Origin of the sequence: Acinetobacter sp. PFS20, from assembly GCF_052261015.1 — a bacterium.
In the GTDB taxonomy this organism is placed as follows: domain Bacteria; phylum Pseudomonadota; class Gammaproteobacteria; order Pseudomonadales; family Moraxellaceae; genus Acinetobacter.
In genome coordinates this window covers 434,799-457,302 of record NZ_JBPVZE010000001.1, presented here as the reverse complement: position 1 = coordinate 457,302, position 22,504 = coordinate 434,799, and the positions used below count along the sequence as shown (strand labels likewise).

General features: G+C 38.5%; 24 protein-coding genes and 1 pseudogene. 13 read left to right on the top strand and 12 right to left on the bottom strand.

Annotated features, from left to right (window positions below):
• The 6 genes from ACS125_RS02240 (at position 1) to rplS (ending at position 3,260) form a co-directional block, all read left to right on the top strand.
• Positions 1–483: a type IV pilin protein gene (locus tag ACS125_RS02240; protein WP_004789780.1), complete on the top strand. Its 483-nt coding sequence runs from the start codon at positions 1–3 to the stop codon at positions 481–483.
• Complete coding sequence (locus ACS125_RS02235) at positions 480–905, top strand: type IV pilin protein (RefSeq protein ID WP_440203189.1); 426 nt, start codon at positions 480–482, stop codon at positions 903–905. The genes ACS125_RS02240 and ACS125_RS02235 overlap by 4 nt, the downstream gene beginning before the upstream one ends.
• Positions 906–1,052: 147 nt before the next feature.
• On the top strand, positions 1,053–1,304 hold the full coding sequence (rpsP, locus tag ACS125_RS02230; protein ID WP_000260334.1) for a 30S ribosomal protein S16: 252 nt from the start codon (positions 1,053–1,055) through the stop codon (positions 1,302–1,304).
• 21 nt (positions 1,305–1,325) lie between these two features.
• Entirely contained in the window at positions 1,326–1,874 is a 549-nt protein-coding gene (gene rimM, locus ACS125_RS02225) for a ribosome maturation factor RimM (protein WP_004789777.1), read from the top strand.
• A gap of 42 nt (positions 1,875–1,916) precedes the next feature.
• Positions 1,917–2,672, top strand: coding sequence for a tRNA (guanosine(37)-N1)-methyltransferase TrmD (gene trmD, locus ACS125_RS02220; RefSeq protein ID WP_005301033.1), 756 nt, complete (start codon positions 1,917–1,919; stop codon positions 2,670–2,672).
• A gap of 219 nt (positions 2,673–2,891) precedes the next feature.
• Positions 2,892–3,260 (top strand): 50S ribosomal protein L19, encoded by a 369-nt coding sequence (gene rplS / locus ACS125_RS02215; RefSeq protein WP_004789772.1) that lies wholly within the window; start codon positions 2,892–2,894, stop codon positions 3,258–3,260.
• 53 nt (positions 3,261–3,313) lie between these two features.
• Here rplS and ACS125_RS02210 read toward each other — a convergent pair whose 3' ends face one another.
• Both ACS125_RS02210 and ACS125_RS02205 read right to left on the bottom strand, forming a co-directional pair.
• Positions 3,314–4,255 carry a lipase family alpha/beta hydrolase gene (locus ACS125_RS02210; RefSeq protein WP_081399246.1) on the bottom strand — a complete coding sequence of 314 codons (942 nt, stop codon included), beginning with the start codon at positions 4,253–4,255 and terminating at the stop codon, positions 3,314–3,316.
• Positions 4,256–4,372: 117 nt separating this feature from the next.
• On the bottom strand, positions 4,373–5,404 hold the full coding sequence (locus tag ACS125_RS02205; RefSeq protein WP_443270304.1) for a lipase secretion chaperone: 1,032 nt from the start codon (positions 5,402–5,404) through the stop codon (positions 4,373–4,375).
• Positions 5,405–5,557: 153 nt separating this feature from the next.
• On the opposite strand from ACS125_RS02205, the gene truB reads away from it, so the two are divergent.
• The 3 genes from truB to ACS125_RS02190 all read left to right on the top strand — a co-directional run bounded on the left by truB (position 5,558) and on the right by ACS125_RS02190 (position 7,915).
• A complete protein-coding gene (truB, locus tag ACS125_RS02200) occupies positions 5,558–6,463 on the top strand; it encodes a tRNA pseudouridine(55) synthase TruB (protein WP_151826477.1) in 906 nt (301 codons plus the stop codon).
• 19 nt (positions 6,464–6,482) lie between these two features.
• A complete protein-coding gene (locus ACS125_RS02195; protein ID WP_005301047.1) occupies positions 6,483–7,259 on the top strand; it encodes a sulfite exporter TauE/SafE family protein in 777 nt (258 codons plus the stop codon).
• Positions 7,260–7,471: 212 nt separating this feature from the next.
• On the top strand, positions 7,472–7,915 hold the full coding sequence (locus tag ACS125_RS02190) for a hemerythrin domain-containing protein (RefSeq protein WP_001019905.1): 444 nt from the start codon (positions 7,472–7,474) through the stop codon (positions 7,913–7,915).
• A 7-nt stretch (positions 7,916–7,922) separates the two neighbouring features.
• Here ACS125_RS02190 and ACS125_RS02185 read toward each other — a convergent pair whose 3' ends face one another.
• From ACS125_RS02185 to serA, 3 genes are all read right to left on the bottom strand, one after another.
• A complete protein-coding gene (locus ACS125_RS02185; protein WP_443270299.1) occupies positions 7,923–8,786 on the bottom strand; it encodes an EamA family transporter in 864 nt (287 codons plus the stop codon).
• 92 nt (positions 8,787–8,878) lie between these two features.
• The gene (locus ACS125_RS02180) at positions 8,879–9,763 is read right to left on the bottom strand and encodes an EamA family transporter (RefSeq protein WP_151988669.1); all 885 of its coding nucleotides are present in this window, start codon (positions 9,761–9,763) and stop codon (positions 8,879–8,881) included.
• Positions 9,764–9,861: 98 nt separating this feature from the next.
• Positions 9,862–11,094, bottom strand: a complete 1,233-nt coding sequence (gene serA, locus ACS125_RS02175) for a phosphoglycerate dehydrogenase (protein WP_004789759.1) — start codon at positions 11,092–11,094, stop codon at positions 9,862–9,864.
• A gap of 378 nt (positions 11,095–11,472) precedes the next feature.
• Here serA and ACS125_RS02170 point away from each other — a divergent pair, with 378 nt between their 5' ends.
• The gene (locus tag ACS125_RS02170; protein ID WP_004789757.1) at positions 11,473–12,882 is read left to right on the top strand and encodes an FAD-binding oxidoreductase; all 1,410 of its coding nucleotides are present in this window, start codon (positions 11,473–11,475) and stop codon (positions 12,880–12,882) included.
• Positions 12,883–12,948: 66 nt separating this feature from the next.
• On the opposite strand, the gene ACS125_RS02165 is transcribed toward ACS125_RS02170, so the two are convergent.
• Positions 12,949–13,737: a xanthine permease gene (locus ACS125_RS02165; RefSeq protein ID WP_443270296.1), complete on the bottom strand. Its 789-nt coding sequence runs from the start codon at positions 13,735–13,737 to the stop codon at positions 12,949–12,951.
• Positions 13,738–13,923: 186 nt separating this feature from the next.
• On the opposite strand from ACS125_RS02165, the gene ACS125_RS02160 reads away from it, so the two are divergent.
• A complete protein-coding gene (locus ACS125_RS02160) occupies positions 13,924–14,292 on the top strand; it encodes a hypothetical protein (protein ID WP_174745578.1) in 369 nt (122 codons plus the stop codon).
• Positions 14,293–14,339: 47 nt separating this feature from the next.
• Here the strand turns inward: ACS125_RS02160 and ACS125_RS02155 are convergent, their stop codons facing one another.
• On the bottom strand, positions 14,340–14,654 hold the full coding sequence (locus ACS125_RS02155) for a putative quinol monooxygenase (protein WP_443270293.1): 315 nt from the start codon (positions 14,652–14,654) through the stop codon (positions 14,340–14,342).
• A gap of 13 nt (positions 14,655–14,667) precedes the next feature.
• Positions 14,668–15,255, bottom strand: a complete 588-nt coding sequence (locus tag ACS125_RS02150; RefSeq protein ID WP_443270291.1) for an NAD(P)H-dependent oxidoreductase — start codon at positions 15,253–15,255, stop codon at positions 14,668–14,670.
• Between the two features lie 225 nt (positions 15,256–15,480).
• Here ACS125_RS02150 and ACS125_RS02145 point away from each other — a divergent pair.
• Both ACS125_RS02145 and craA read left to right on the top strand, forming a co-directional pair.
• Positions 15,481–15,846 (top strand): annotated as a pseudogene (locus tag ACS125_RS02145) (hypothetical protein).
• 371 nt (positions 15,847–16,217) lie between these two features.
• Complete coding sequence (craA, locus tag ACS125_RS02140) at positions 16,218–17,447, top strand: chloramphenicol efflux MFS transporter CraA (protein ID WP_443270289.1); 1,230 nt, start codon at positions 16,218–16,220, stop codon at positions 17,445–17,447.
• Between the two features lie 40 nt (positions 17,448–17,487).
• Here craA and yccS read toward each other — a convergent pair whose 3' ends face one another.
• The 4 genes from yccS to ACS125_RS02120 all read right to left on the bottom strand — a co-directional run bounded on the left by yccS (position 17,488) and on the right by ACS125_RS02120 (position 22,424).
• Positions 17,488–19,638, bottom strand: a complete 2,151-nt coding sequence (yccS, locus tag ACS125_RS02135) for a YccS family putative transporter (RefSeq protein ID WP_443270287.1) — start codon at positions 19,636–19,638, stop codon at positions 17,488–17,490.
• A 203-nt stretch (positions 19,639–19,841) separates the two neighbouring features.
• On the bottom strand, positions 19,842–20,411 hold the full coding sequence (gene sodC / locus ACS125_RS02130; protein WP_081399460.1) for a superoxide dismutase family protein: 570 nt from the start codon (positions 20,409–20,411) through the stop codon (positions 19,842–19,844).
• A 125-nt stretch (positions 20,412–20,536) separates the two neighbouring features.
• Entirely contained in the window at positions 20,537–21,655 is a 1,119-nt protein-coding gene (locus ACS125_RS02125) for an AI-2E family transporter (RefSeq protein WP_144732873.1), read from the bottom strand.
• A gap of 124 nt (positions 21,656–21,779) precedes the next feature.
• Entirely contained in the window at positions 21,780–22,424 is a 645-nt protein-coding gene (locus ACS125_RS02120) for a ParA family protein (RefSeq protein ID WP_013196737.1), read from the bottom strand.
• Positions 22,425–22,504 lie beyond the last annotated feature (80 nt).

Below are 22,504 nucleotides of genomic sequence, written 5' to 3'. Positions count from 1 at the left end.
ATGAATAAATATTATATTCTGCGTTTTAATCAGGGTGTTACCTTGATTGAGCTCATGGTTGTCATCGTGATTGTCGCTATTTTTGCTTCAATTGCTATCCCTTCATATCAAAGTTATAGCCGCAGAGCGACTGCCTCTGCTGCTAAAGGTGAAATTCTAAAATTGGCAGAACAGTTGGAACGACATAAATCCAAGAACTTTACTTATAGAGGATTTACGACTACATCTGTAACTTTGCCACGGGGTGGTTATACGATTGAAATTAGTGATGATACGACGGCAGGAAATTTATTGACGAATGCTGCTGCAAATGGGCAAACATGGGTCATTAAAGCGACAACTACAGATTCCAGAAACTTTAATTTTATTGCTAAGAATTCAGGTTTGCGTTGCCAAAGTTTAACAGCTACGGCTGTTGATAATGACTGTGGTGGAACAGTCACTTGCAATGTATGTGAAACAAATAGTGAGAATTGGCAATGAAGAATGGTTTTACCTTAATAGAACTCATGATTGTAGTAGCAATAATTGCAATTTTAGCAGCTATAGCGACACCTTCATATTTGCAATATTTACGTAAAGGGCATCGTACAGCTGTTCAATCTGAAATGATGAATATTGCCCAAACATTAGAATCAGAAAAAATGGTTCACAATCGTTACCCATCAAATGCGACTATTAATTCGATTTATGGCTCTAATGTAAGTCCTCAACAAGGCCAAGCCTTATATAACTTAGCTTTTGTCAGCATAACTGATTCAAGCTGGGTGTTAACTGCTACGCCTATTGCTACTACTTCTCAAGCTGATGATGGGATCATTTGTCTTAATGATCAAGGACAAAAATTTTGGGCAAAAGGTGCAACTGATTGTGCGTTATCTGCCGCATCAAATTGGCTACAGTAATTTTAAATTCAAAACTGCGGATAACTCAAAAAATAATCTTTCTTTCAGGGCGAAAATCACGTAGAATGTCGCCCTCTATGAAAGGGGTTTGAAGTGTTGCCGATGGTCGGCGCAGGGATAATCCGTAAGAATTATAAGGCTTTTATCATGGTTGTTATTCGTTTAGCACGTGGCGGCGCAAAAAAACGTCCATTCTATCAAATCGTTGTGACTGACAGTCGCAATGCACGTGATGGTCGTTTCATCGAGCGTATTGGTTTCTTTAACCCGACTGCACAAGGTCAAGCAGAAAAACTTCGTTTAGATGCAGACCGTTTTGCTCACTGGGTTTCTCAAGGTGCTCAACCTTCTGAACGTGTTGCTTCTTTAGCTGCTCAAGCTAAAAAAGCTACTGCATAATTTTTTTGTAGTAGGTAGCCCATGACATCAACACAGAATGTTCCCGAAGATCGTATTCAGATTGGACAGTTACGTTCAGCTTATGGATTGAATGGGTGGCTCTGGGTGTATTCAAATACAGAACCTATGAGCAACATGTTTGACTATCTGCCTTGGTACATTGAGACCAAGGCAGGTTGGCAAACAATAGATGTAAAACGTTGGAAACCACATGGCAAAGGTCTAGTTGTTGCTTTGAAAGGTGTGAGTGATCGCACTGGAGCAGAAAACTTGGTTGGCGCTAATATCTGGATTGCTAAGTCTCAACTGCCAAAAGCAGATGTAGATGAGTACTACTGGTCAGATTTAAAAGGCTTAACAGTGTTTGGTCTTGATGATGAAGAGCAGGAAGTAAACTTAGGTAAAATTCATGAGTTGTTTGAAACTGGAGCCAATGATGTGATGGTGGTGCATGCTACCCCAGACAGCGTTGATTCAGAAGAACGCATGATTCCTTGGCATAAAGATGTAGTACAACGTGTTGATCTTGAAGCTGGTCGTATTTACGTCAATTGGGGCGTAGATTATTAATCCTTTTAGGATTAATACAGCAGGAAAATAGAGGAGTCTGTGATGTTTTTTGCAGTCATTACGCTTTTTCCTGAAATGTTTGAAGCGATTACAGCCTACGGCATCAGCGGACGTGCGGCAAAACGAGATATCGTACAAGTTACTTGTATTAACCCTCGTGATTTTGCTGAGGGAAACTACAGAAGAGTGGATGAACGTCCATTTGGTGGTGGCCCTGGGATGGTGATGATGGCTGAGCCTTTGGCGAAAGCAATTGCGCATGCCAAACAGCTTGCCTCACAAGCAGGACATGTTCATGTTCCTGTGGTGTACATGTCTCCACAAGGCAAAACTTTAAATGAACAGGCAGTACAGCAGTTTGTTGATTACGACGGCTTAATTGTACTGTGTGGACGTTATGAGGGAGTGGATGAGCGTTTGATCCAGCATTATGTTGATCAGGAATGGTCAATTGGTGATTACGTTTTATCAGGTGGTGAACTGCCCGCTATGGTGTTACTTGACAGTATTATTCGCCGTTTGCCGAATGTAATGTCAGATGAACAATCAGCAGTACAAGATTCTTTTGTTGATGGTCTTTTAGATTGTCCACAATATACAAAGCCAGACCATTTTGAAGGGTTGGATGTACCAGAAGTTTTAAAATCTGGACATCACGGCAATATCGAAAAATGGCGCTTTTTGCAGCGTTATCAACGAACTTTAGAACGTCGACCAGAGTTGACCGAGAAAGTTGAGTTGAATAAGCAGCAGAAAAAATGGCTAAAAGATGCACAAGAGAGCGGTGGTAATTCTTAACCACTATTCTCAGGAACGGAAGTTCTGCAAAAATACGAGAAGCAATGCTTCGAGTTAAAGCATGATTCTATTTAATGAATAGTTTTATGTATATTCTAAGGCTCTTTATAGACATTTTGTCGTAAAGGGAAAGATAAACGGGTTGATATGCGCTTTAGCCTCTATCCCCAGCGGAATTTCAGACCTCTTCTGACTCCGCACATATTGGAGATTCCCACAATGAGTGGTAAACATCCTTTAGTTCAAGCTGTTGAAAATGCACAGTTAAAATCTGATATCCCTGCTTTTGCTCCTGGTGACACTGTTATTGTCCAAGTTAAAGTAAAAGAAGGTGAGCGTGAACGTCTTCAGGCATTTGAAGGTGTTGTAATCGCTAAGAAAAACCGTGGTTTGAACTCTGCGTTCACAGTACGTAAAATTTCTAGCGGTGTTGGTGTTGAGCGTGTATTCCAAACTCACTCACCAGTTGTTGCTAAAATCGAAGTGAAACGTCGTGGTGACGTTCGTCGTGCTAAACTTTACTACCTCCGTGACTTGTCTGGTAAAGCTGCACGTATTCGTGAAAAATTACCAGCTCGTAAAGCGTAAGCTTATAGCGAGTAAAAAAATGCGCCTTTTGGCGCATTTTTTGTTTTAAAAAATTACAGTCCTTGAAGTTTCAAACGGTTTGCATGTTGGCGGTAAACCGAGACTGGATCTGATGCAAAAATAGAACGTATTCCAAGTACTTGGTTCACTTCATCTAAATGATTCCAGTTGTAATCATCACGAATTGTTTTACCAAATTTGGCACTGCATCGAGAAACAAGTCCATCATTATCACCAAATGGATCGACCACTAAGCTACTGCCTGTAAGAGCAATATCAAATGGATCTAATGGATTGGTTAAGGCTTTATTTCCAGAGAAAGAATACATATAAATGCCTTTCTCTTGATATGCTCCCTCACCACAAGAAGTGGTTGGTATACCCATAGGGAATTGAGTATTAAACTGAGCTGAACCTTTAGTTGATAAGCTATGGGCGCCTGCTAAAGAGTCATGCGGATAGCTAGTCGGATCTAGACCTCCTGCCCAAGTAATCGCTGCTGAAAACCAATTTACTAACGTTGCCAGTCCAGACAGAGGAGTACCCTCAACGTTCAGAATGACATCTGCCATTGGTGATCCCTTATGAGGCGCACCAATCGTGGTAAGTGAGGCAACTTTTTCTGGCATGATACCGGCTACATAGCGAATTGTTGGACCCCCATGGCTATGACCGATTAAGTTGACTTTAGGTTTACCAGTAATGGCAATAATCTCTTCTACTTGCTGGGCAAGTTGTTCTCCACGCACTTCTGTTGAGTTAAATGGTGAGACCCTTGTGGCCCAGACATTTCCTCCATTGCGGGCAAGATCAGGAAGAATTTGGTACCAGTAATCGAGACCCAACGTATCTGTTCCAATTCTGTTAAAACCCGCCATACCATGATTAAAAACCATTGGATATTTTGTTTGCGCGTAAGATGAATAAACGAACGAGCTTTTAACTTGTTCAGCATTTGTTGCATGGGCCGCTGAAATACTCAGTCCTGAGAGCATTGCAGCGCAGAAAAACATTAACTTCCTTTTCATTTTTTACTCACTATTTTTATTTTGTATGAAAAGCAGCTTCTTACTGCTAGTGAATGTTTAGCCAATTCCCAAAAAAGGGAAGGCTTAGTAATTAAATGGCAGTTCACCTCCCTGATCATGGACCGTTTCAAAAGTTCGAAGTCTTAGTTGTTCTTGTGATGAATTGAATTGTTGTTGGCGTAACTGCTGAATAGCTTGATTTTTGGCACTATCACTCATGTTACTTTTAATAATTTCATCTCGAACATCGAGATAACTTGTGACCCTTTGTTGCCAAGCATTCCGCTCTGTATCTAAAGTTTCTAATCGTTGAGTCGCCTCGGCTCCAACGAGTGCTGTACGCATTTGTCTAAGCTCTTCTGCTGAACCTTTACGAGCTTTAATTTGTTTGGTCAGGGTATGTAAATCATCAAGTTTAGAAAGTTCTTGCAGGTTTTGCTGCCAGTCTTCTGGAAGTTCTTCAAAACGTTCTTTAAGTTTTCGTGCTTTTTCAATTTCGCTTAGAGAGGAGTCTTCAAGTATCTGCATTCGATCTAGCGTATAGTTCTGATAGATATCTTCGCTCGAGAAAAGGCCTTCAATTTCAGAAGTCGAAAAGAAACGTTTTCTTATATCTTGAATTGAATTAAAGATCTTTTGAAAATAATTTTTATCTTGTTGTTTTGCTGAAGGTGTTTGGATTTGAGCAAGCTGTTCACGATATTTTAAATAGCGGGTCCATAAATCCATAATCTGTGAGCGTGCTGGTTCTAAATATTGTGCTTGAATAAATTTCCCAAAGTGATTTTTGATCTGCTCTAAATCGTTTTCGCCATATTGAGTAATAAAATATTCAAAGCAGTCGCGTGTTTGACTGTTAACGACTAAATGTTGGGAACTATCAATTTTTAACTGGCAGTTAACTTCAGTGTCTTGCTGACTTTTACTATGATACGCATCTTCATTTAGCGATGAATGATCTGTGGATGGGGCTGATGCTAAGTTTTGAGCTGTGTTTTCATTGACTTGGGCTGATGTGTTTTTTGAGTCAGGACTTAACCAATAGACACATGCAATGAGGCTCAAAATAAAAAATCCGAGCACACACCACAATACCTTCTTCTGCATCCCTTGCATAAAGATATCTTCCTTAAGTTTTAATTTGTTGTTTTTTTACTCGATCATTAATGTGCCATAAAATAAGTGAAAAGGCACCTAAATATTGTGAAAATATCTTGTCGAATTTGCTAACATGTCGGCACTTTTTTCTAGCTTTGTGTTCCAGTAAAAATGACGACAAAAAATCAAAAAATTTCTCGTCGCCATATCAGTGGTGTATTTCTATTAAATAAACCATTAGGGCTCAGCTCAAATGCGGCTTTGCAAAAAGTGCGTTGGTTATACCGCGCCCAAAAAGCAGGTCATACTGGAGCTTTAGACCCATTGGCGACAGGTTTGCTCCCGATTTGTTTGGGAGAGGCTACCAAGTTCTCACATTATTTGCTGGACTCAACAAAGCGCTACCAAACCACTGTTCGATTGGGGCAAACCACAACGACAGGTGATGTGGAAGGTGAGATTCTACAAGAACGCTCCGTTCCTGTTCTTAACCAAGAGCTTATTGAACAAACCTTAGAAAAATTTAGAGGTGATATTCAACAAGTTCCGCCGATGTATTCGGCTTTGAAAAAAGAAGGCAGACCATTATATGAGCTTGCCCGAAAAGGTATTGAAATTGAGCGTGAAGCACGCCCAGTCACAATTTATGCTTTAGAGCTCATTGAATTTACTGAAAATAGTATCACTCTGGATGTCACTTGTTCTAAAGGAACATACATTCGTGTACTCGGTGAAGATATTGGTGAAGCACTTGGTTGTGGTGGGCATTTAACGATGCTAAACCGGACTCAAACAGGACATTTTGAGCTTATTCCGAGTTATACCATTGAATATCTGGAAAGCTTAACTGAAGAGCAAAGAGAAGCTTTACTACTTCCAGTTTATGCTCCAGTTGACCATTTCCTCAAAATTCAGGTGCCTGAAGGGCGTGAAAAATATTTTTGCAACGGTTTAGAAAGCAATATTGAGCATTCTGCAGAAGCAGAAGTTTTGGTTTTTTCGGGTGAGCGCTGTTTAGGCTTAGCTGAGATTACCGATAAAAAACGGTTGGTACCTAAGCGTATCTTAAATTTGTAGTAGATGTAGAGTATAGAGCATGGGCATGGAATGGGATGTTATCCTTAGTTTGATCTTTTTTGCGTTTACTGCGGGAGCAATTGATGCTGCTGTAGGTGGCGGTGGACTCATCCAGATTCCCGGGATCATGAGCACTTTTCCTAACATGTCGACTGCTACGGTGATTGGTACTAATAAAGTCTCATCCATTTTTGGTACTGCATCGGCTGCTTATACATTTGCTAAGAAAGTAAAATTGCAGTGGAAGCTTTTAGCAGTTATTGCCATTTGTGCTCTGATTAGCTCTTTTGCTGGGGCAGCTTGTCTATCGCTTATTCCTCAATCGGTATTACGTCCTTTCGTGTTCGTGATGTTGATTGTGATTGCCGTTTATACGCTAGTTAAAAAGAACTTCGGACAGGTTCACACTGAGCAAAAAATTACCAATAAAATGCTGATTTTAGCCGCTATAGGTAGTTTAGCGATTGGTTTTTATGACGGTATTTTTGGGCCAGGTACGGGTAGTTTCTTTATTTTCTTCTTTATCCGGTTTTTACAAGTTGATTTCTTGCATGCTTCAGCTTTGTCAAAAATCGGTAACTTTATGACGAACTTAGCTGCCTTGAGTTTCCTCATTCCGACAGGTCACGCTATTTTGCATATTGGTTTAATGATGGCTGTTGCAAACGTGCTTGGTTCTGTTGTTGGAGTACGTACCGCGCTTAAATACGGTAGTGGATTTGTTCGTATTATCTTTTTAATTTTGGTGAGTATTCTGATTTGCCGTTTGGGCTATCAAATGTTTGTTACGGGTTAAATAAGATTAAAAAGTATGAGCTGTCCCTAAAATGCAGTTCATACTTTTATGTATCATTTAAAATTAGAAATATAAAAATCATTACAGAAGTTTACTAGAAAGAAAACTGTGTAAAAAATAGTCTCATTTTAAGCTACTTAAACATTATAAATTTCAACGTATGATAAACCTTGAAATAAAAAAGATTTTTTAGCTAAAAAATGAGGAAGAGAATGAATATTTTCGAAGCATTAAGAGAAAGCCATGAAAATCAACGTAACCTTTCTGAACAACTTATTCAGACACATGGTTTAACTGAAGAAAGAAAAGAACTATTTGATGCATTAAAAAATGAACTTTATGCCCATTCAGTTGCTGAAGACCGTTATTTATATATTCCTTTAATGTTTGATGATGTCGGTTTAGATATTACGAGACATGCTTTATCTGAGCATCATGAAATGGATGAGTTGGTTGAGCAGCTCGAAAAAACCGATATGAGTAGCCCAAGCTGGTTAGCAACTGCCAAACAGTTGAGTGAAAAAGTTCATCATCATTTAAAAGAAGAAGAGCATAAATTTTTTCAACAGGCGGGAAAAATTCTTAAAGATAGTGAAAAAGAAACGCTGGGTAATAAATATTTAAAGGAATATAAAAAGTATAAAAAGCAGCAATAGTATTTAACTATGCTACTTTTTTAGTACTTCTTAAAGTCACCCCAATCGATGCCAGCATTACACAAGCTAAAGCCACCCATTGCAGCATGCTGATTTTTTCGTGAAGTAATAAGAAACCCGTTAATGCTGCCAATGCTGGTGCTAAACTCGTTAGGGTACCGTAAGTTAATTTAGTGAGCTGTTTGAGTGCCATTAAATCAAGTGCATATGGAATAGCGGTCGCTAAGACAGCAATAAGTAAAGCTTTACCCCAATACTGCGTTTCAAGTAATGCAGGAGCATTATGCCAGATGCTAATCGGTAGTAAGGTTAGAGCAGATAATCCAATTCCAATGGTTAAAGCATGCATCCCTATATTTTGGGTCACAACTTTCTGACCAAAATAAATATAGAATGCCCAGCAAAATCCAGCACCTAGCGCGCAGGCAGCACCGATATAGGAAAAGTGGTGTTGTGTTGGGTCTTGCCAAGGCACCATCAATGCAATACCTAACATCGCAAATGCCACCCAAATGTAGTCACTCTTTTGTTTAATGGAAAGTAGAGCTAGTCCTAAAGGACCAATGAACTCTAAGCCCACGGCAATTCCTTGAGGTAACTTCCCAAGCGACGTATAGAATAAAATATTCATGAGACCCAAAGACGCGCAATACATCAATAAATCACGCCATTTTAAATAGGGTAAGCGTGACCAAATTTTCCATGAGCGGAACATGATCGCGACAATAATCGTTGCAAAACTCAGCCTTAAAACTGTAACGGTAAGAGGGTCTAATATTGCAATGAGCTGTTTAGCAAATGAAGCACTGATTTGATATGAGACCATCGACAGAATCATATATAGCACAGCAATAATGGGAAGATTCTGCATGGAAATACTCTAGGGACTCATTTAATATTATTTAAAACTAACAACGATTAATTATAGCGAATGCCATGTTTAAACTCGTGGTTTTAGTCGATTTAACTTACAGTTTTTTCACGTTCCTGACGTGCTTTTTGGGTAGTTATGGTACAACCGACCGAAGCTGCAATAATTGTTGCAAGTGCCAACCATTGATTCCATAACAAATACTCACCTAAAAAGATAAAACCAGAAAGTGCAGCAACTGCGGGCTCTAGGCTCATCAATGTTCCGAAACTTAAGGGCGTTAAATTACGTAGGGCTAGCATTTCTAAAGAAAACGGTAATGCGCTGGCTAAAATTGCCAAACCAATAAAATAAACAAGATAGGGGAGCTCTATAACTTGCCCTATTGAGCCTGAGAAAAAAGTAATGGGTAATAAGATGCATGCGCCCACACTCATTCCTAAACACACAGTGTGATTGCCTGATATACCTGACGGTTTCTGTCCAGCAATAATATAAAGTGCCCAACATGCGCCCGCACTAACTGCAAATAATACTCCGATCCAATCCAGACTATGAGCCTGATTGAAAGGGAAAAGTAATATGAGGCCAACAATTGCTAAACTAACCCAGACAAAATCATATTTTTGGCGTGCATGGTATAAGGCCACACTTAAGGGGCCAATAAATTCAAAAGCAACTGCAATACCAATGGGTAACCGTTCAATTGACAGATAAAAAAGTGCGTTCATTCCTGCAAGAGCAAAGCCATACGCTAAAATAGCTTTCCAACGAACCTGACTAAAATTAATTCGCCAAATTCTAAAAATAAAGGCCAGAATAATTGCACCTAAGCATAAGCGCATTGCTGAAACGGTAAGGGTAGGAAAGCTCTGGAACAGAAATTTAGCTAAAGATGCGCTGCTTTGAACGCTTAACATGGCAAGAATAAGAAAACCTAACGCATGTAGCTGAGATTTCTGGTTCGAACTGGACATTTTATTATTTGATCGATTGGTATACTTTTCACATGATAATGTAAATGTCCATAAAAAAGCCACAGACAATGCTGTGGCTTTTAAATTTACAGTTCGTATTAGAACAATACGCGCACGCGAATTGTACCTTCAACTTCATGCAACATATCTAAAGCTTCGTGAGAAGCAGAAGCGTCAACGTCCATTACGAGGTAACCGATGTCACCTTTAGTCATGAGTGATTGACCAGAAATGTTGATGCCTTGCTCAGCAAACAAGTTGTTGATTTTAGACAATACGCCCGGTACGTTTTTGTGGATGTGCAATAAACGGTGTTGGCCAGCAGTTAATGGTAACGCGATTTCTGGGAAGTTTACCGCAGAAAGTGTCATACCTTTGTCAGAGTAAGCAACAAATTTCTCTGCAACTTCTAAACCGATGTTTGCTTGCGCTTCCATGGTTGAACCACCAACGTGAGGAGTCAAAATCACATTGTCTAAGCCACGAAGTGGAGAAACAAACTCTTCGCCATTTGCTTTTGGTTCTTTAGGGAATACGTCAACCGCTGCACCAGCAATATGACCAGATTTGATGGCATCTGCTAAATCTTCAATCACTACACATGTACCACGTGCAGCATTTAGGAAGATTGCGCCTTCTTTCATTTTTGCAAACTGTGCTTTAGTGAAGAAGTTACGTGTAGATGGAACATCAGGCACATGTAATGTAACTACATCAGCAGTCGCTAAAAGTTCGTCTAACGAACCAACTTGGCGAGCATTACCCATTGGTAATTTAGTTACTGCATCATAATAAATCACATGCATACCTAAGCTTTCAGCAAGAACAGAAAGCTGAGAACCGATGGAACCGTAACCTACAATACCTAAAGTTTTGCCACGAGTTTCGAAAGAACCGACAGCAGACTTGTCCCAACCACCACGATGACAAGCCGCCGATTTTTCAGGAACACGGCGAAGAAGAAGAATCGTTTCAGCAAGTACAAGCTCTGCAACCGAACGCGTATTTGAATACGGTGCGTTAAATACAGGAATACCACGTGCCATAGCTGCTTTAAGATCAACTTGGTTTGTTCCGATACAGAAACAGCCCACTGCGATCAATTTATTTGCAGCTTCGAAAACTTCTTCAGTCAATTGGGTACGCGAACGAATACCAATAAAGTGAGCATCTTTAACAGCTTCTTTTAGCGCTTCGCCTTCAAGAGCAGTTTTGCGATAGTCAATATTGGTGTAACCCGCAGCGTTTAGAGTATCGACTGCGTTTTGGTGAACGCCTTCTAACAAAAGGAAACGGATTTTATCTTTAGGTAGTGAAAGATGTTGGCTCATTACGGCTCCGCTACAAAGGCCAAATTTGGTGGCGCTATCATAACATAATGGTCGGTACTATAGATATTTCGTTTGCGCCATCGTCTTATGGCAATTTTATCTATGTCTAATCACTTCTATTTATGGCTTGTGAGTCATTTAGAATAGGGTTGGTATGAGATTTAAATGCGATTTTTCTCTGAAAGTCCTATAGAAAAGCATTTATTTACGTTAAACATGTTTTGTAGTGACAGTATCTCTATTCTGAACTTTATCGCTTGAGCTGTTGCATGTAGAATATAGGAGTTCCTTGAACATTATGGCTTTGCTCAGGTGAAAACCCTGAAAATATGAAGTCATAGTCCCACCATAGTTTACTTCTTGCTAGGTCTGCAAACGATGAATGCTCCAGTCGCTTTAACACCTGAGTTACTCACCCAATTAACAGCAATCGTCGGTGAAAACCGTATTAAAACCGATGCTGATAGTCTCGAAAACTGGGGTAAAGATCATACCAAGCATTTTAATCCGAACCCATCGGTCATCGTTTTTCCATCGACCACTGAACAAGTTCAGGCAGTTGTAAAGCTTGCGAACCAGTTTAATATCGCGATTACACCGTCAGGTGGTCGTACTGGTCTCTCTGCTGGTGCGGTAGCAACCAATGGTGAAATTGTCATTAGCATGGACAAAATGAACCAGATTCTTGAGTTCTTCCCAGCAGATCGTATGGTACGAGTGCAAGCTGGTGTAGTGACTGAACAATTGCAAAACTATGCTGAAGAGCAAGGTATGTATTATCCGGTTGATTTCGCGTCAGCGGGTTCTAGCCAGATTGGCGGTAATATCGGTACCAATGCCGGTGGTATTAAAGTTATTAAATACGGCATGACACGTAATTGGGTGCTTGGTTTAACCGTTGTCACTGGTAAAGGTGATATTTTACGTTTAAACAAAGGCATGGTTAAAAATGCAACTGGTTATGCATTGCAGCATTTGTTTATTGGTGGTGAAGGTACATTAGGTTTAGTGACTGAAGCGGAAATTAAACTTGAGCGTCAACCACAAAATTTACAAGTTTTAGTTTTAGGTGTTCCAGATTTCGATGCAGTAATGCCTGTATTACATGCGTTCCAAAAAGATATCGATTTGACTGCATTTGAGTTCTTTGGTGAACTTGCAATGCAAAAAGTTTTAGACCACGGGCATGTACAACGTCCATTTGAAACTGAATGTCCGTTCTATGTATTGCTTGAGTTTGAAGCACCATATGAGCCGATTCTCGATAAAGCAATGGAAATCTTCGAGCATTGTATGGAGCAGGGTTGGGTACTTGATGGTGTAATGAGCCAGAGCCTTGACCAAGTAGAAAGTTTATGGCGTTTACGCGAAGATATCTCTGAATCAATTGCGCCGTTTATTCCATACAAAAATGATATTTCAGTATTAATTACTCATGTACCTGCGTTTATTCGTGAGATTGATGCAATTGTTCAAGAGAACTATCCTGATTTTGAAATTTGCTGGTTCGGTCATATCGGTGACGGCAACTTGCACTTAAATATTTTGAAACCTGAAAACTTAACCAAAGATGAGTTCTTTGCGAAGTGTCAGGTTGTGAATAAATATGTGTTTGATACCGTGAAAAAATATGATGGTTCAATCTCTGCCGAACATGGCGTAGGTATGACGAAAAAGCCGTATTTGGAATATTCACGTTCGCCTGAAGAAATTGAATATATGAAAGCTTTGAAGAAAGTATTTGATCCGAACGGTTTGATGAACCCAGGTAAATTGTTTGATCTTTAATACTTGATTGAATAAAAGAATTTCTGTTAAAAGCGTATCGTAAGATGCGCTTTTTTATTAAAAGTTCTATTTCTTGTACGCTTTCCAACCCGTCAGAATATGATAAATCAACGGTAAAAGACTAAGAGCAAAAAAGCTACAAAGCGCAATGGCCCACAGAGGTAAATTCCTTGGATTACCTAAAAAGAAATAGGCAAAAATAGAATAAGACAACATCGAAAACATCGCCATTGTTCCAAGTGGAAGCGTGACTTTAAAAATTAACGTGCTAGCAAATGTTTTGTAGGGTTCCATGTCGCGCTTTAGACTATAGGCAATAATCATAAGCAATACATAACCTAAAATAAACAGCATAAATAAAGCGGCTGCAAACAATAGAATTGTTCGCCAGCTCTTTTCTTGCGCGGTGTGATCACCTGATTTATAAACAACAGTAATATGTTCACCAATTACAGGCACATCCCCAGAGCGAACTGAATTATCTAAAGTTAGAGTTCTGTTTTGATTATCTTTAAATTGAACCTGAGCAGTATGCATGAGTGTTTTAGTTTTATATTTACGCCCATTTGAGTCGGTACGTTCCGTATCTACCCATTCAGAAGTATAACTCATCACAGTTGCATCGTAAGTCGGTTTAGTTACTAAGCCGTAGACTGCCTGAGAAACCCAATAAGTAAATGGGAAAAATAAAGCACTAATACTAAAAACCACGGCAAATAAATAAACGAATTCAAACTTACTACTTTTACGATTTTTAGCTAAACGCTTGACCCAAAACTTGGTGAGTACAAATGACCAAATCATCAAAACTGCAACGACCACTAAGAAAACTTGCCCCGCATAAGTCAGTTGCATAATGATCCTATTTGTTATGTGTAGTAGAAATTAATTTTATCAAACGATTGTTGTTAAAGTTGCGTGGGCAAGAACAATTATTTGGTCTGTAAAAGAGTAGCCATCCTTAGAACTACATAGTTTCTACAGAGTAACTGAGCAAGGCATAGCATCATAAAGCTATGCCTTTTGTTTTTGGTGATAAAAATGCAACGTTTATTTTTAATTTCAGCGCTCTGTGCTGGACTTTTCACTGGGTGTGCGACGACCAGTAAATTAATTCCTTTTGTGGGTTCCGAGACCCCAATGCAACAAGTACTTAAAGCTCAACCAGAGATTGCAAAAGAGCACAATAACACCTCAGTTCAGCAAGTGTTTAACCGAGTAGAATCTCCAACTGTTTCTCGTATCGTTGTTATTCAAACAGGTTTAATGGATGACTCCGTCTCTGCTATTCGAACAGAATATGCATTTAAATTAGTCGATGAAAAGTGGCAGTTGCAGAATAAGCAAAAAAGTTATCAGTGTGCGAGAGGGAAAGGCTCTAGAGGGTTCCAAACACAGCTTTGTTCTTAAAATATAAAAAAAGACGATAAATATATCGTCTTTTTTTATGGGCTAAATTATACGCCGCTTTCTAAAATTTTAATTTTGACATCAATGACATCGTCTTTAACGGCTGCATGATGCGCTTGCATATGAGGTGTAGCTAAATGTGCCTCAAGATGAGCAACACTTTCCCATTTTTCTAACATCACAATCGTGTCAGGCTCTTTAGTTTGAAAGCTGGCATCCGATATATGATCAATTAAAGGTTCATAACCATGACAACCATCTTCGGCTAAAACAGTTGGAATAATTTTTTGAAAAGCATCCAACACATTTTGACGATGCTGCCCAGCTGATTTGGTGCGAATTTCTGCAATAATGGTTAGCATGGATTTCTCCTTATTAAGCTGTTGCAAATACACTATTTAAGTGTGCTTTATATTCTTCAACATAACTATCAACGTTAGGCATTTTAATTACGTCGTTTACAATAAAAGTCGGTAATGTGCTCATGCCTAAGAACTGATTAGCTTTATGAAATGGTAAATAAACACCATCTACGCCTACGCCGTGGAAGAATTGATCTACATCATCAAATGCTTCCATTGGTGCATTCCAGGTGAGTGACAGCATATATTTTTTGTCATGAATTAAACCACCTGAACCATATTTTTTTGAAGCATCAGAGCGGCTACGACCATCATTTGCATAAAGTGAACCATGACCTACAGTAAATACATCATCGATATATTTTTTAACTGTCCAAGGCGCACCCATCCACCAACCTGGCATTTGGTAAATAACGACATCTGCCCATAAGAATTTTTCAACTTCATTTTCGGCATCATAATCGCTATCGGCACGGGTCATTTGAACTTCATGGCCAAGTTCCGTGAGATGGGTCGTTGCGAGTGTGGTTAATGTGTCATTTAATTCACCATTTGAATGTGCAAATTGTTTGGCACCATTAATCACTAAAATCTTACTCATGAGAGTCACTCTAATTAAATTCCTAAATTTGATGTGTACTTTACGGAATTTACTCTTGTTGAAAAATGCATGAATAGGAAAAATATTATTGATTAAAAGTCACTAATATTGATTTGATGCATCATTTTATTTTTCCACATTAAAGATGCATACTTTACAAAGTAGAACGGAAAAAATTATTTGTAGTCTTTAGCATTAAGTTTGGGTAAATCTAAGAGATCACGTATGAGAAAAATGAGTTTGCTGATTGCTTTTAGCCTTGTAGCACTAACGGCTTGAGCCCCAGCAAAAAATTCTTCTGCTCAACTTGCTGATAGCCCGATACAAGCGGTATTACTTGATCAGCCCGATCTTTTAAATGATGCAAACAATTTGGATATTTCACAGCAAATGAATGCTGCCGATGATCCCTCTAATGCTCAAGTCACTATTTTACAGACAGATCCGAGCGAAGATGCAATAACGAAAGTCCGTACAGAATATTTATTAAAGCGAGACCAACAAGTCTGGAAAATTGTAAATAAAAAGCAAAGCTATCAATGTACGCAAGGACAAGATGCCCCAGACTTTCAAGTTAATCCTTGTCCTTAGTGCTTAATTTTTTATCGAATATGTGGATAACTTTGGGTTTGTGCACAACCAGAATTTGTGGGTCTTTTAGTGCAAAAAACTAAAATTTAAGCTTCTTGAAATTGCATGATTGCTGATCAATTTAAAAAGTGCTATTGTTGCGCTCGGCAATTGTGCCAATTGGTAAAAATTACCGAATCTCACGTCATACATTTTTTCTCGTTTTAGACACCTTGTGAATACGGTGTTTCACATTCTAAACATGCACTCTCACGGCATATAAAAACTTAACTAAAGATTGATAGACCATACTGTCATTGTCATGACTACATTATTTATTTCAATATGTAGTTGCTGAGACATTCTGGCCGCTATTTTGAAGTGTACAACTCATGAAAAATATTCAAACGACAGCGTTGAACCGTACAACGTTGATGTTTCCTTTGGCCTTAGTGCTATTTGAATTTGCGGTTTATATTGGTAATGACCTTATTCAGCCAGCAATGTTGGCAATTACTGAAGATTTTGGTGTAAGTGCAACTTGGGCTCCATCTTCAATGTCATTTTATTTATTAGGTGGCGCTACAGTTGCGTGGTTACTTGGACCATTGTCAGATCGTCTCGGACGTAAAAAAGTACTGCTAGCAGGGGTTTTGTTCTTTGCTCTATGCTGCTTCTTAATTTTACTAACGCGGCAAATAGAACAGTTTCTAGCATTAAGATTTTTGCAGGGAATTGGCTTAACCGTAATCTCCGCAGTCGGTTATGCCGCTATTCAAGAGAGTTTTGCTGAGCGTGATGCAATTAAAGTTATGGCACTCATGGCAAATATCTCGTTGCTTGCACCTTTGTTGGGGCCTGTACTTGGAGCCTTTTTAATTGATTATGTGTCTTGGCATTGGGGCTTTGTCGCCATTGCTGTATTGGCATTACTCAGTTGGGTCGGTTTGAAAAAACAGATGCCAAGTCAGCAAGCCAGTGTAACTCGACAACCTTTTAGTTATCTTTTTGATGATTTTAAAAAAGTGTTTACTAACCGCCGTTTTTTAGGCTTAAGTCTGGCCTTACCGTTGGTCGGCATGCCTTTAATGCTTTGGATCGCTTTATCTCCAATCATTTTGGTAGATGAATTAAAGCTCACCAGTGTGCAATATGGTTTAGCTCAATTTCCAGTATTTGTTGGTCTCATTGTAGGCAATATTGTTTTAATTAAAATTATTGACCGTCTAGCTTTAGGTAAAACTATTCTAATTGGCTTACCGATTATGCTGATTGGGACACTCATTTTAATATTAGGTGTGGTGTGGCAAACCTATTTAATTCCTTGTTTGCTTACAGGCATGACGCTCATCTGTTTTGGTGAGGGAATTAGCTTTTCAGTCTTATATCGCTTTGCACTCATGTCATCTGAAGTTTCAAAAGGAACTGTTGCGGCGGCCGTTTCGATGCTATTGATGATGAGCTTCTTTGCAATGATTGAGCTGGTACGTTACCTCTATACGCAATTTCATTTATGGGCTTTTGTATTATCTGCATTTGCTTTTATTGCTCTTTGGTTTACTCAACCACGAAGTGCTTTAAAGCAGGAAATGCAAGAGAGGCAACAACAAGGTAATAACTAGATAAAAAAATACCGGAATTTATATTCCGGTATTTTTTATATTAGGTAATTTCTTGCTCTAACAGCTTGTCTTTAAGCATCAGCAATTCTGGTAATGTTTCTAACAATAAACTGATTTGTTTCAAGACTAAGGTGTATTTCTCAGATAGCTGTTCTTGAGCTGTTAAGTCTTGAATTTCTTGTAATATTTGATAAATAAGTGTGTGGTCGGGTAGGGTTTGCTCAAGAACACTCTGGCTCAAAATTTCTTGGCAACGGAGTAATAATTGTAAAATCTGCTCTTCATCAATTTTCTGTCGTTGGCTACCTAACGCTGCCACATAACTCAGCTGGCTATGGCTGTAAACCAAATAGCGAAAAGCGTAATGAATGAGCTGAGGATTTGGATTCGGTTCAGCACTTAAACTCGAGATCATGTTCGATAGCTCGATTTGAGCATTATGGGCAGCACGACGAATTCGACGGTACTCTATATCTTGATTTTTGCCATATTGATATTGCTCAACAATTACATTGAAATAATCTAATGTCGCTTTACTACTTTTCTTAATATTGTTAGGAATATTGCGGAAGTTCCAATCAGGCCAAATAAAGTTTACGGCAAGCCATGCAATAAAACAGCCTAATAGCGTATCTATCATTCGAGGCAAAATAATGCTGTAGCCAGCACCTTTTAAGTTAAAAATTAACAGCACCATGAGGGTGGCCATAAGCGTAGCCAATGCATATTTCTTTTGCCGTAAGTAGAAAAAGCAGACTCCGCAAATAATCGTAATGATGAGCTGACCTTCAATACTCGGTACAAAATATAGAATAGGTATTCCTAATAAAACACCGAGTAAGGTGCCAATCGTTCTTAGTTTAAGTCGGCTTTTAGTCGCAAAATAAGTGATCTGGCAGACAAATAAACTAGTCAGTAAAATCCAATAGCCATGCTGAGCAAATGGTAATAACGAAATGGCATAACCTGCGGCGAAAACCACTGCAATTCGTATGGCATGTCTAAACAATGCTGACTGTGGTGTAAGTTGTTGCCTGAGTTTTAAGATCAGATCTGAAAACCCTTGAATATCATCATCAAGTAAATTTAAGTGTTCTTGTCTTGTTTGGGTATTATTTTCAGGGAAGGGCTGTGCATATTGTAGTTGTTCAAACTGTTCATGCATCCCTTTTAAATTATCAAAAATAAGTCTTAAATTTTTAACTTCAAAGTTTTGTGGATGCTGCTGTATCCAGTCCTTTAAAGAACTTTCCAAATGGTTCAATACGGTCTGGCTTTCTTGCGAAGGCTGAGATGGCCGATTATACAAAATACATTGAGCTAGATCTTGGCACGCTTGTGCTTGTAGGCGCAGGATTTTTTGGAAACGGAAAATAAGATCACTACGGCTGAAGTTCTGTTGAATATGCTCGTAATGTAAATAATTCGAAGTTGCTTGCTCGTGAATGTCCCGCGCAAAAAAATACAGGTTTAGCCAATAGATACTTTTATTACTAACCCTAGAAGCCTTGAGTCGAGTGAGCAGGGAACTTCGTATTTGATTGAGACTTTGAGCAACTTGCGTATTTTGTAAGGATAGTTCATATAAAAGTTGTTCTACGTTTTCTTTATTGTCGGGATCAAACAAACGTGCTTTTGCTTGTAGTAGAACAGAAATTTCTTTAAAAATTTGTGAGAGCTTATCTTGTAAGGGAAGCGTGGGTTTAATAATAAAAAACAAGATAGATGTGAAACCGTACCACAAAGCCCCATAAACAAAGTAAGTAGGTTGTTGGTACCAGTGCGCATATTCTCCTAAACCGAACATGCTATAAATGGAAAGCAAAATAGTGCCAAACGAAATTGTGGCATAACGTTGTCCTAAAGCGCCTAATAAAATAAAAAAAGCACTTGAGATTGAGAGATATAAAATAAAGAAAATTTTGTAAGGAGCTAGAAAGCCAAGAATACTACTGACTATAAAAAAGAGGAGGCAGACGTAAACCAAATTACGTAATCGAATACTTAAACGATCATCAAAGTCGGTTAATGCTGCTGCAATCGCGCCTAAAGTCACAGGAACGATGAGCTCGTTATGGCCTAACCATAGTAAACCCAAAGTTGTGCCTGTGAGTACAATCAAAATTTGCAGGCAATAAATTAAAATGGAATTCGTCTTAAAACTATTAAATATTTGGGTCAGATAGTTCACGGCTTTTGTTCTAAATTAGAGAATACGTGAGAAAGCAGTATGTAACTTTAAATTTTTATTACTTCAAAAATATTATTCTGTTTATCTACAAAAGTCAGTCATTTTTTGAGTTTTTATTAGGCTTAAATCAAGTTGTAACGATCAATAAATTAACAAAATTGTGGATATCTTTTTAGATACCCACAATTTGAAAAAAACATAAATTATTTAATCACACCACATGCAATTCGTGCTCCGCCACCGCCGAGAGGTAGAGGTGAGTCTGAATAGTTATCGCCACCAGCATGAATCATGATAGCTCGACCTTGAAGATCAGCAAGTTTCAAACGAGGTGCGATCACAGCAGTCGTTGCAACACCAGTATTATCGACTACTAAAGCAGGTAAATCACCTAAGTGGCCAGTTGTTGGGGTACCGTGATGAGGAGCTTGATTCGGGTTATAGTGACTACCAGCAGCTAAAGCAGCGCCCGGTTTCCCATCTTTTACAGCTGGTTCACAAGAGGCATTTTCATGAATATGAAAGCCGCGTGTACCACTTGGTAAGTCAGCAAGAGCAGGGGTAATAATTAAACCTTTATCGCTATCTTGAAAGCTAATCGTACCGATTTTTTTACCAATACCATTAGCGGTTACTTCATTTACATCAACTACTTTTTTCGTATGCATTGTCGTTAATGCTTGAGCTGTATCTGATACAGTTTTTGTGACTGAACTACAGCCAACCGTAAAAAAAGCTGTAAGCGCACAGACTGCGCCAATTTTATTAAACATCTGCATGATCGGATGTCCTTATAAATATATATGATTGTTTGATTCAAACAAACGAAGGTTTAACCTACAAGTTAATTTAAATAGTTAATTTGTATCTAGAAACATTTTTAAATTAAATAAATACGTCAATCTTTGTCGTTAGAAGATTCATTTTCAGAATCATAAATCATAGTCGTTTTAGGCATAGGTTCAGGCTCAATGGTTTCATGTAACCATTCACGCCAAATTGCCAGTAAAATAGCCAGAATTACAGGTCCAATAAATAAACCTACCAATCCAAAACTAGCAATACCACCTAACACACCAAACATGATTAATAAGAATGGAATTTTTGTAGCACCAGAAATCACAAGTGGTCGAATCACATTATCTGAGCTACTAACAATCACTACACCCCAAACCACTACACCAATTGCTTCCATAGTTTGTCCTTGAGAGAACAACCATAGGCCGACACCTAAATAGGAAATTGGTGTACCAAATGGAATTAAAGCCAATAAGAAAGTAGCAATGGTAAGTACCATTGGGTTAGGAACACCTGCTACGAAATAACTTAATCCAGCTAAAACAGCTTGAGCAATTGCAGTTAAACCTACGCCATAGACTACAGCACGAGTCGTCTCAGAAATCGTATCGAGATAATGGTGAATACGGGGGCCTATAACCATTTCTAAGGCTTTACTCACCTGAGACAAAATCATTTGACCATCACGGTAGAAGAAAAATAGGCTAAATACGGCAAAGCCAAGTTTGACAATATTTTTACTAATTTCACCGAGCAGTACACGGCCATAACTTAAATGGCTTTGTACCCAAGCTGCAACATTTTGAATCGTGCTATTAGGATCATTATTTAATTCATTGAGTGTACGAGAGATTTCTTTTCCAACAAACGGAAGATCACGAATAAAATCAGGGACACTTAAATGACCTGAAAAAACCTGACGTTGTAAGTCAAAATATAAGTTGCGGCCTTCATGCTGCAAAATAAAAATAGCGCATGTAAAAGGAACGCCAACAACCAAAATGACCAGACTAATCATTAGAGTTGCATTTAAAGTATTACGGGTTTCTCCAAAAAAACGTTGAATTCTTAAATAAATAGGCCAAGTCATATAAGCAATGATGGCAGCCCAAAGTACAGGAACAATAAAATATTTCAGGATATTAAATCCTAAAAAAATCAAAATAAAAAACAGCCCAAACAATAAAACGCGCTGTAAATTAGGAGCGTATGGATGCACGAACAATATTTCTCTAATTTTCTACATAGAATAAAGTCATATTAACTGAAAAATAACCTGAGGCAAATTTTAAGGCCGCAATGTAAAGAACCTTATACATCTCTTTTTAGAGACTAAAAGTTATTTAAAACCACTCAGCTTTATCTTCAACTAATTTGTTTAGAACAGGTTGCCATTGGTTTTGAATCGTAATAAAGTTTTTTTGAGGCTTATCAAAAATGCTTAAGCCTTGCATTGCTAAGCTGCCATATGCAGTGCGTTCAGCAATCCATGCAACAGGTTCCTGTTCAATTTTTTCAAAAAACTGTTGAATATCTTTTGAGCTGGCACTGTTTGGTTTTACGCGATTTGCAAGAAGTAAAATCTGAACTTTGCCTTTACGAATGCGCTTAATATCTTGTAAATGCTTCAAAAAGCGACGAGTACTGTCTATATCAAAAAATGAAGGCTGAAGTGGAGTAATAATGGCATGAGCTTCACTAATCAGTTGCTCAGCATGTTCACCTGAAAGTGCACCAGGTGCATCAATAATTAAATAATCCAGATTTTTAGGCGCGTCACCAATTGATTTTTCATGACGCCAGTCGAGGCTTTGAATTTTTGCGACACCATCGGGGCGCTGTTTTAACCACTGTAAAGCCGATTTTTGATTGTCCGAATCTGCTAATGCTACTTTATATCCTTTTTGTGCCAATGCTGTTGCCAACGTAATGGCCGTCATGGTTTTTCCGCATCCGCCCTTTTGATTTGCAATAAGTATCGTTTTCATAAATCCAATTATTTTCAGCAGCACATTTGTTTATGTTTTATACCTTAGCATCTTTTTATGTGAAGGAGATGAACACATTT

Coding starts and splice junctions, on each gene's coding strand:
- ACS125_RS02240 (WP_004789780.1), top strand. CDS start 1: ATGAATAAATATTATATTCTGCGTTTTAATCAGGGTGTTACCTTGATT.
- ACS125_RS02235 (WP_440203189.1), top strand. CDS start 480: ATGAAGAATGGTTTTACCTTAATAGAACTCATGATTGTAGTAGCAATA.
- rpsP (WP_000260334.1), top strand. CDS start 1,053: ATGGTTGTTATTCGTTTAGCACGTGGCGGCGCAAAAAAACGTCCATTC.
- rimM (WP_004789777.1), top strand. CDS start 1,326: ATGACATCAACACAGAATGTTCCCGAAGATCGTATTCAGATTGGACAG.
- trmD (WP_005301033.1), top strand. CDS start 1,917: ATGTTTTTTGCAGTCATTACGCTTTTTCCTGAAATGTTTGAAGCGATT.
- rplS (WP_004789772.1), top strand. CDS start 2,892: ATGAGTGGTAAACATCCTTTAGTTCAAGCTGTTGAAAATGCACAGTTA.
- ACS125_RS02210 (WP_081399246.1), bottom strand. CDS start 4,255: ATGCTCTCAGGACTGAGTATTTCAGCGGCCCATGCAACAAATGCTGAA.
- ACS125_RS02205 (WP_443270304.1), bottom strand. CDS start 5,404: ATGCAAGGGATGCAGAAGAAGGTATTGTGGTGTGTGCTCGGATTTTTT.
- truB (WP_151826477.1), top strand. CDS start 5,558: ATGACGACAAAAAATCAAAAAATTTCTCGTCGCCATATCAGTGGTGTA.
- ACS125_RS02195 (WP_005301047.1), top strand. CDS start 6,483: ATGGGCATGGAATGGGATGTTATCCTTAGTTTGATCTTTTTTGCGTTT.
- ACS125_RS02190 (WP_001019905.1), top strand. CDS start 7,472: ATGAATATTTTCGAAGCATTAAGAGAAAGCCATGAAAATCAACGTAAC.
- ACS125_RS02185 (WP_443270299.1), bottom strand. CDS start 8,786: ATGCAGAATCTTCCCATTATTGCTGTGCTATATATGATTCTGTCGATG.
- ACS125_RS02180 (WP_151988669.1), bottom strand. CDS start 9,763: ATGTCCAGTTCGAACCAGAAATCTCAGCTACATGCGTTAGGTTTTCTT.
- serA (WP_004789759.1), bottom strand. CDS start 11,094: ATGAGCCAACATCTTTCACTACCTAAAGATAAAATCCGTTTCCTTTTG.
- ACS125_RS02170 (WP_004789757.1), top strand. CDS start 11,473: ATGAATGCTCCAGTCGCTTTAACACCTGAGTTACTCACCCAATTAACA.
- ACS125_RS02165 (WP_443270296.1), bottom strand. CDS start 13,737: ATGCAACTGACTTATGCGGGGCAAGTTTTCTTAGTGGTCGTTGCAGTT.
- ACS125_RS02160 (WP_174745578.1), top strand. CDS start 13,924: ATGCAACGTTTATTTTTAATTTCAGCGCTCTGTGCTGGACTTTTCACT.
- ACS125_RS02155 (WP_443270293.1), bottom strand. CDS start 14,654: ATGCTAACCATTATTGCAGAAATTCGCACCAAATCAGCTGGGCAGCAT.
- ACS125_RS02150 (WP_443270291.1), bottom strand. CDS start 15,255: ATGAGTAAGATTTTAGTGATTAATGGTGCCAAACAATTTGCACATTCA.
- craA (WP_443270289.1), top strand. CDS start 16,218: ATGAAAAATATTCAAACGACAGCGTTGAACCGTACAACGTTGATGTTT.
- sodC (WP_081399460.1), bottom strand. CDS start 20,411: ATGTTTAATAAAATTGGCGCAGTCTGTGCGCTTACAGCTTTTTTTACG.
- ACS125_RS02120 (WP_013196737.1), bottom strand. CDS start 22,424: ATGAAAACGATACTTATTGCAAATCAAAAGGGCGGATGCGGAAAAACC.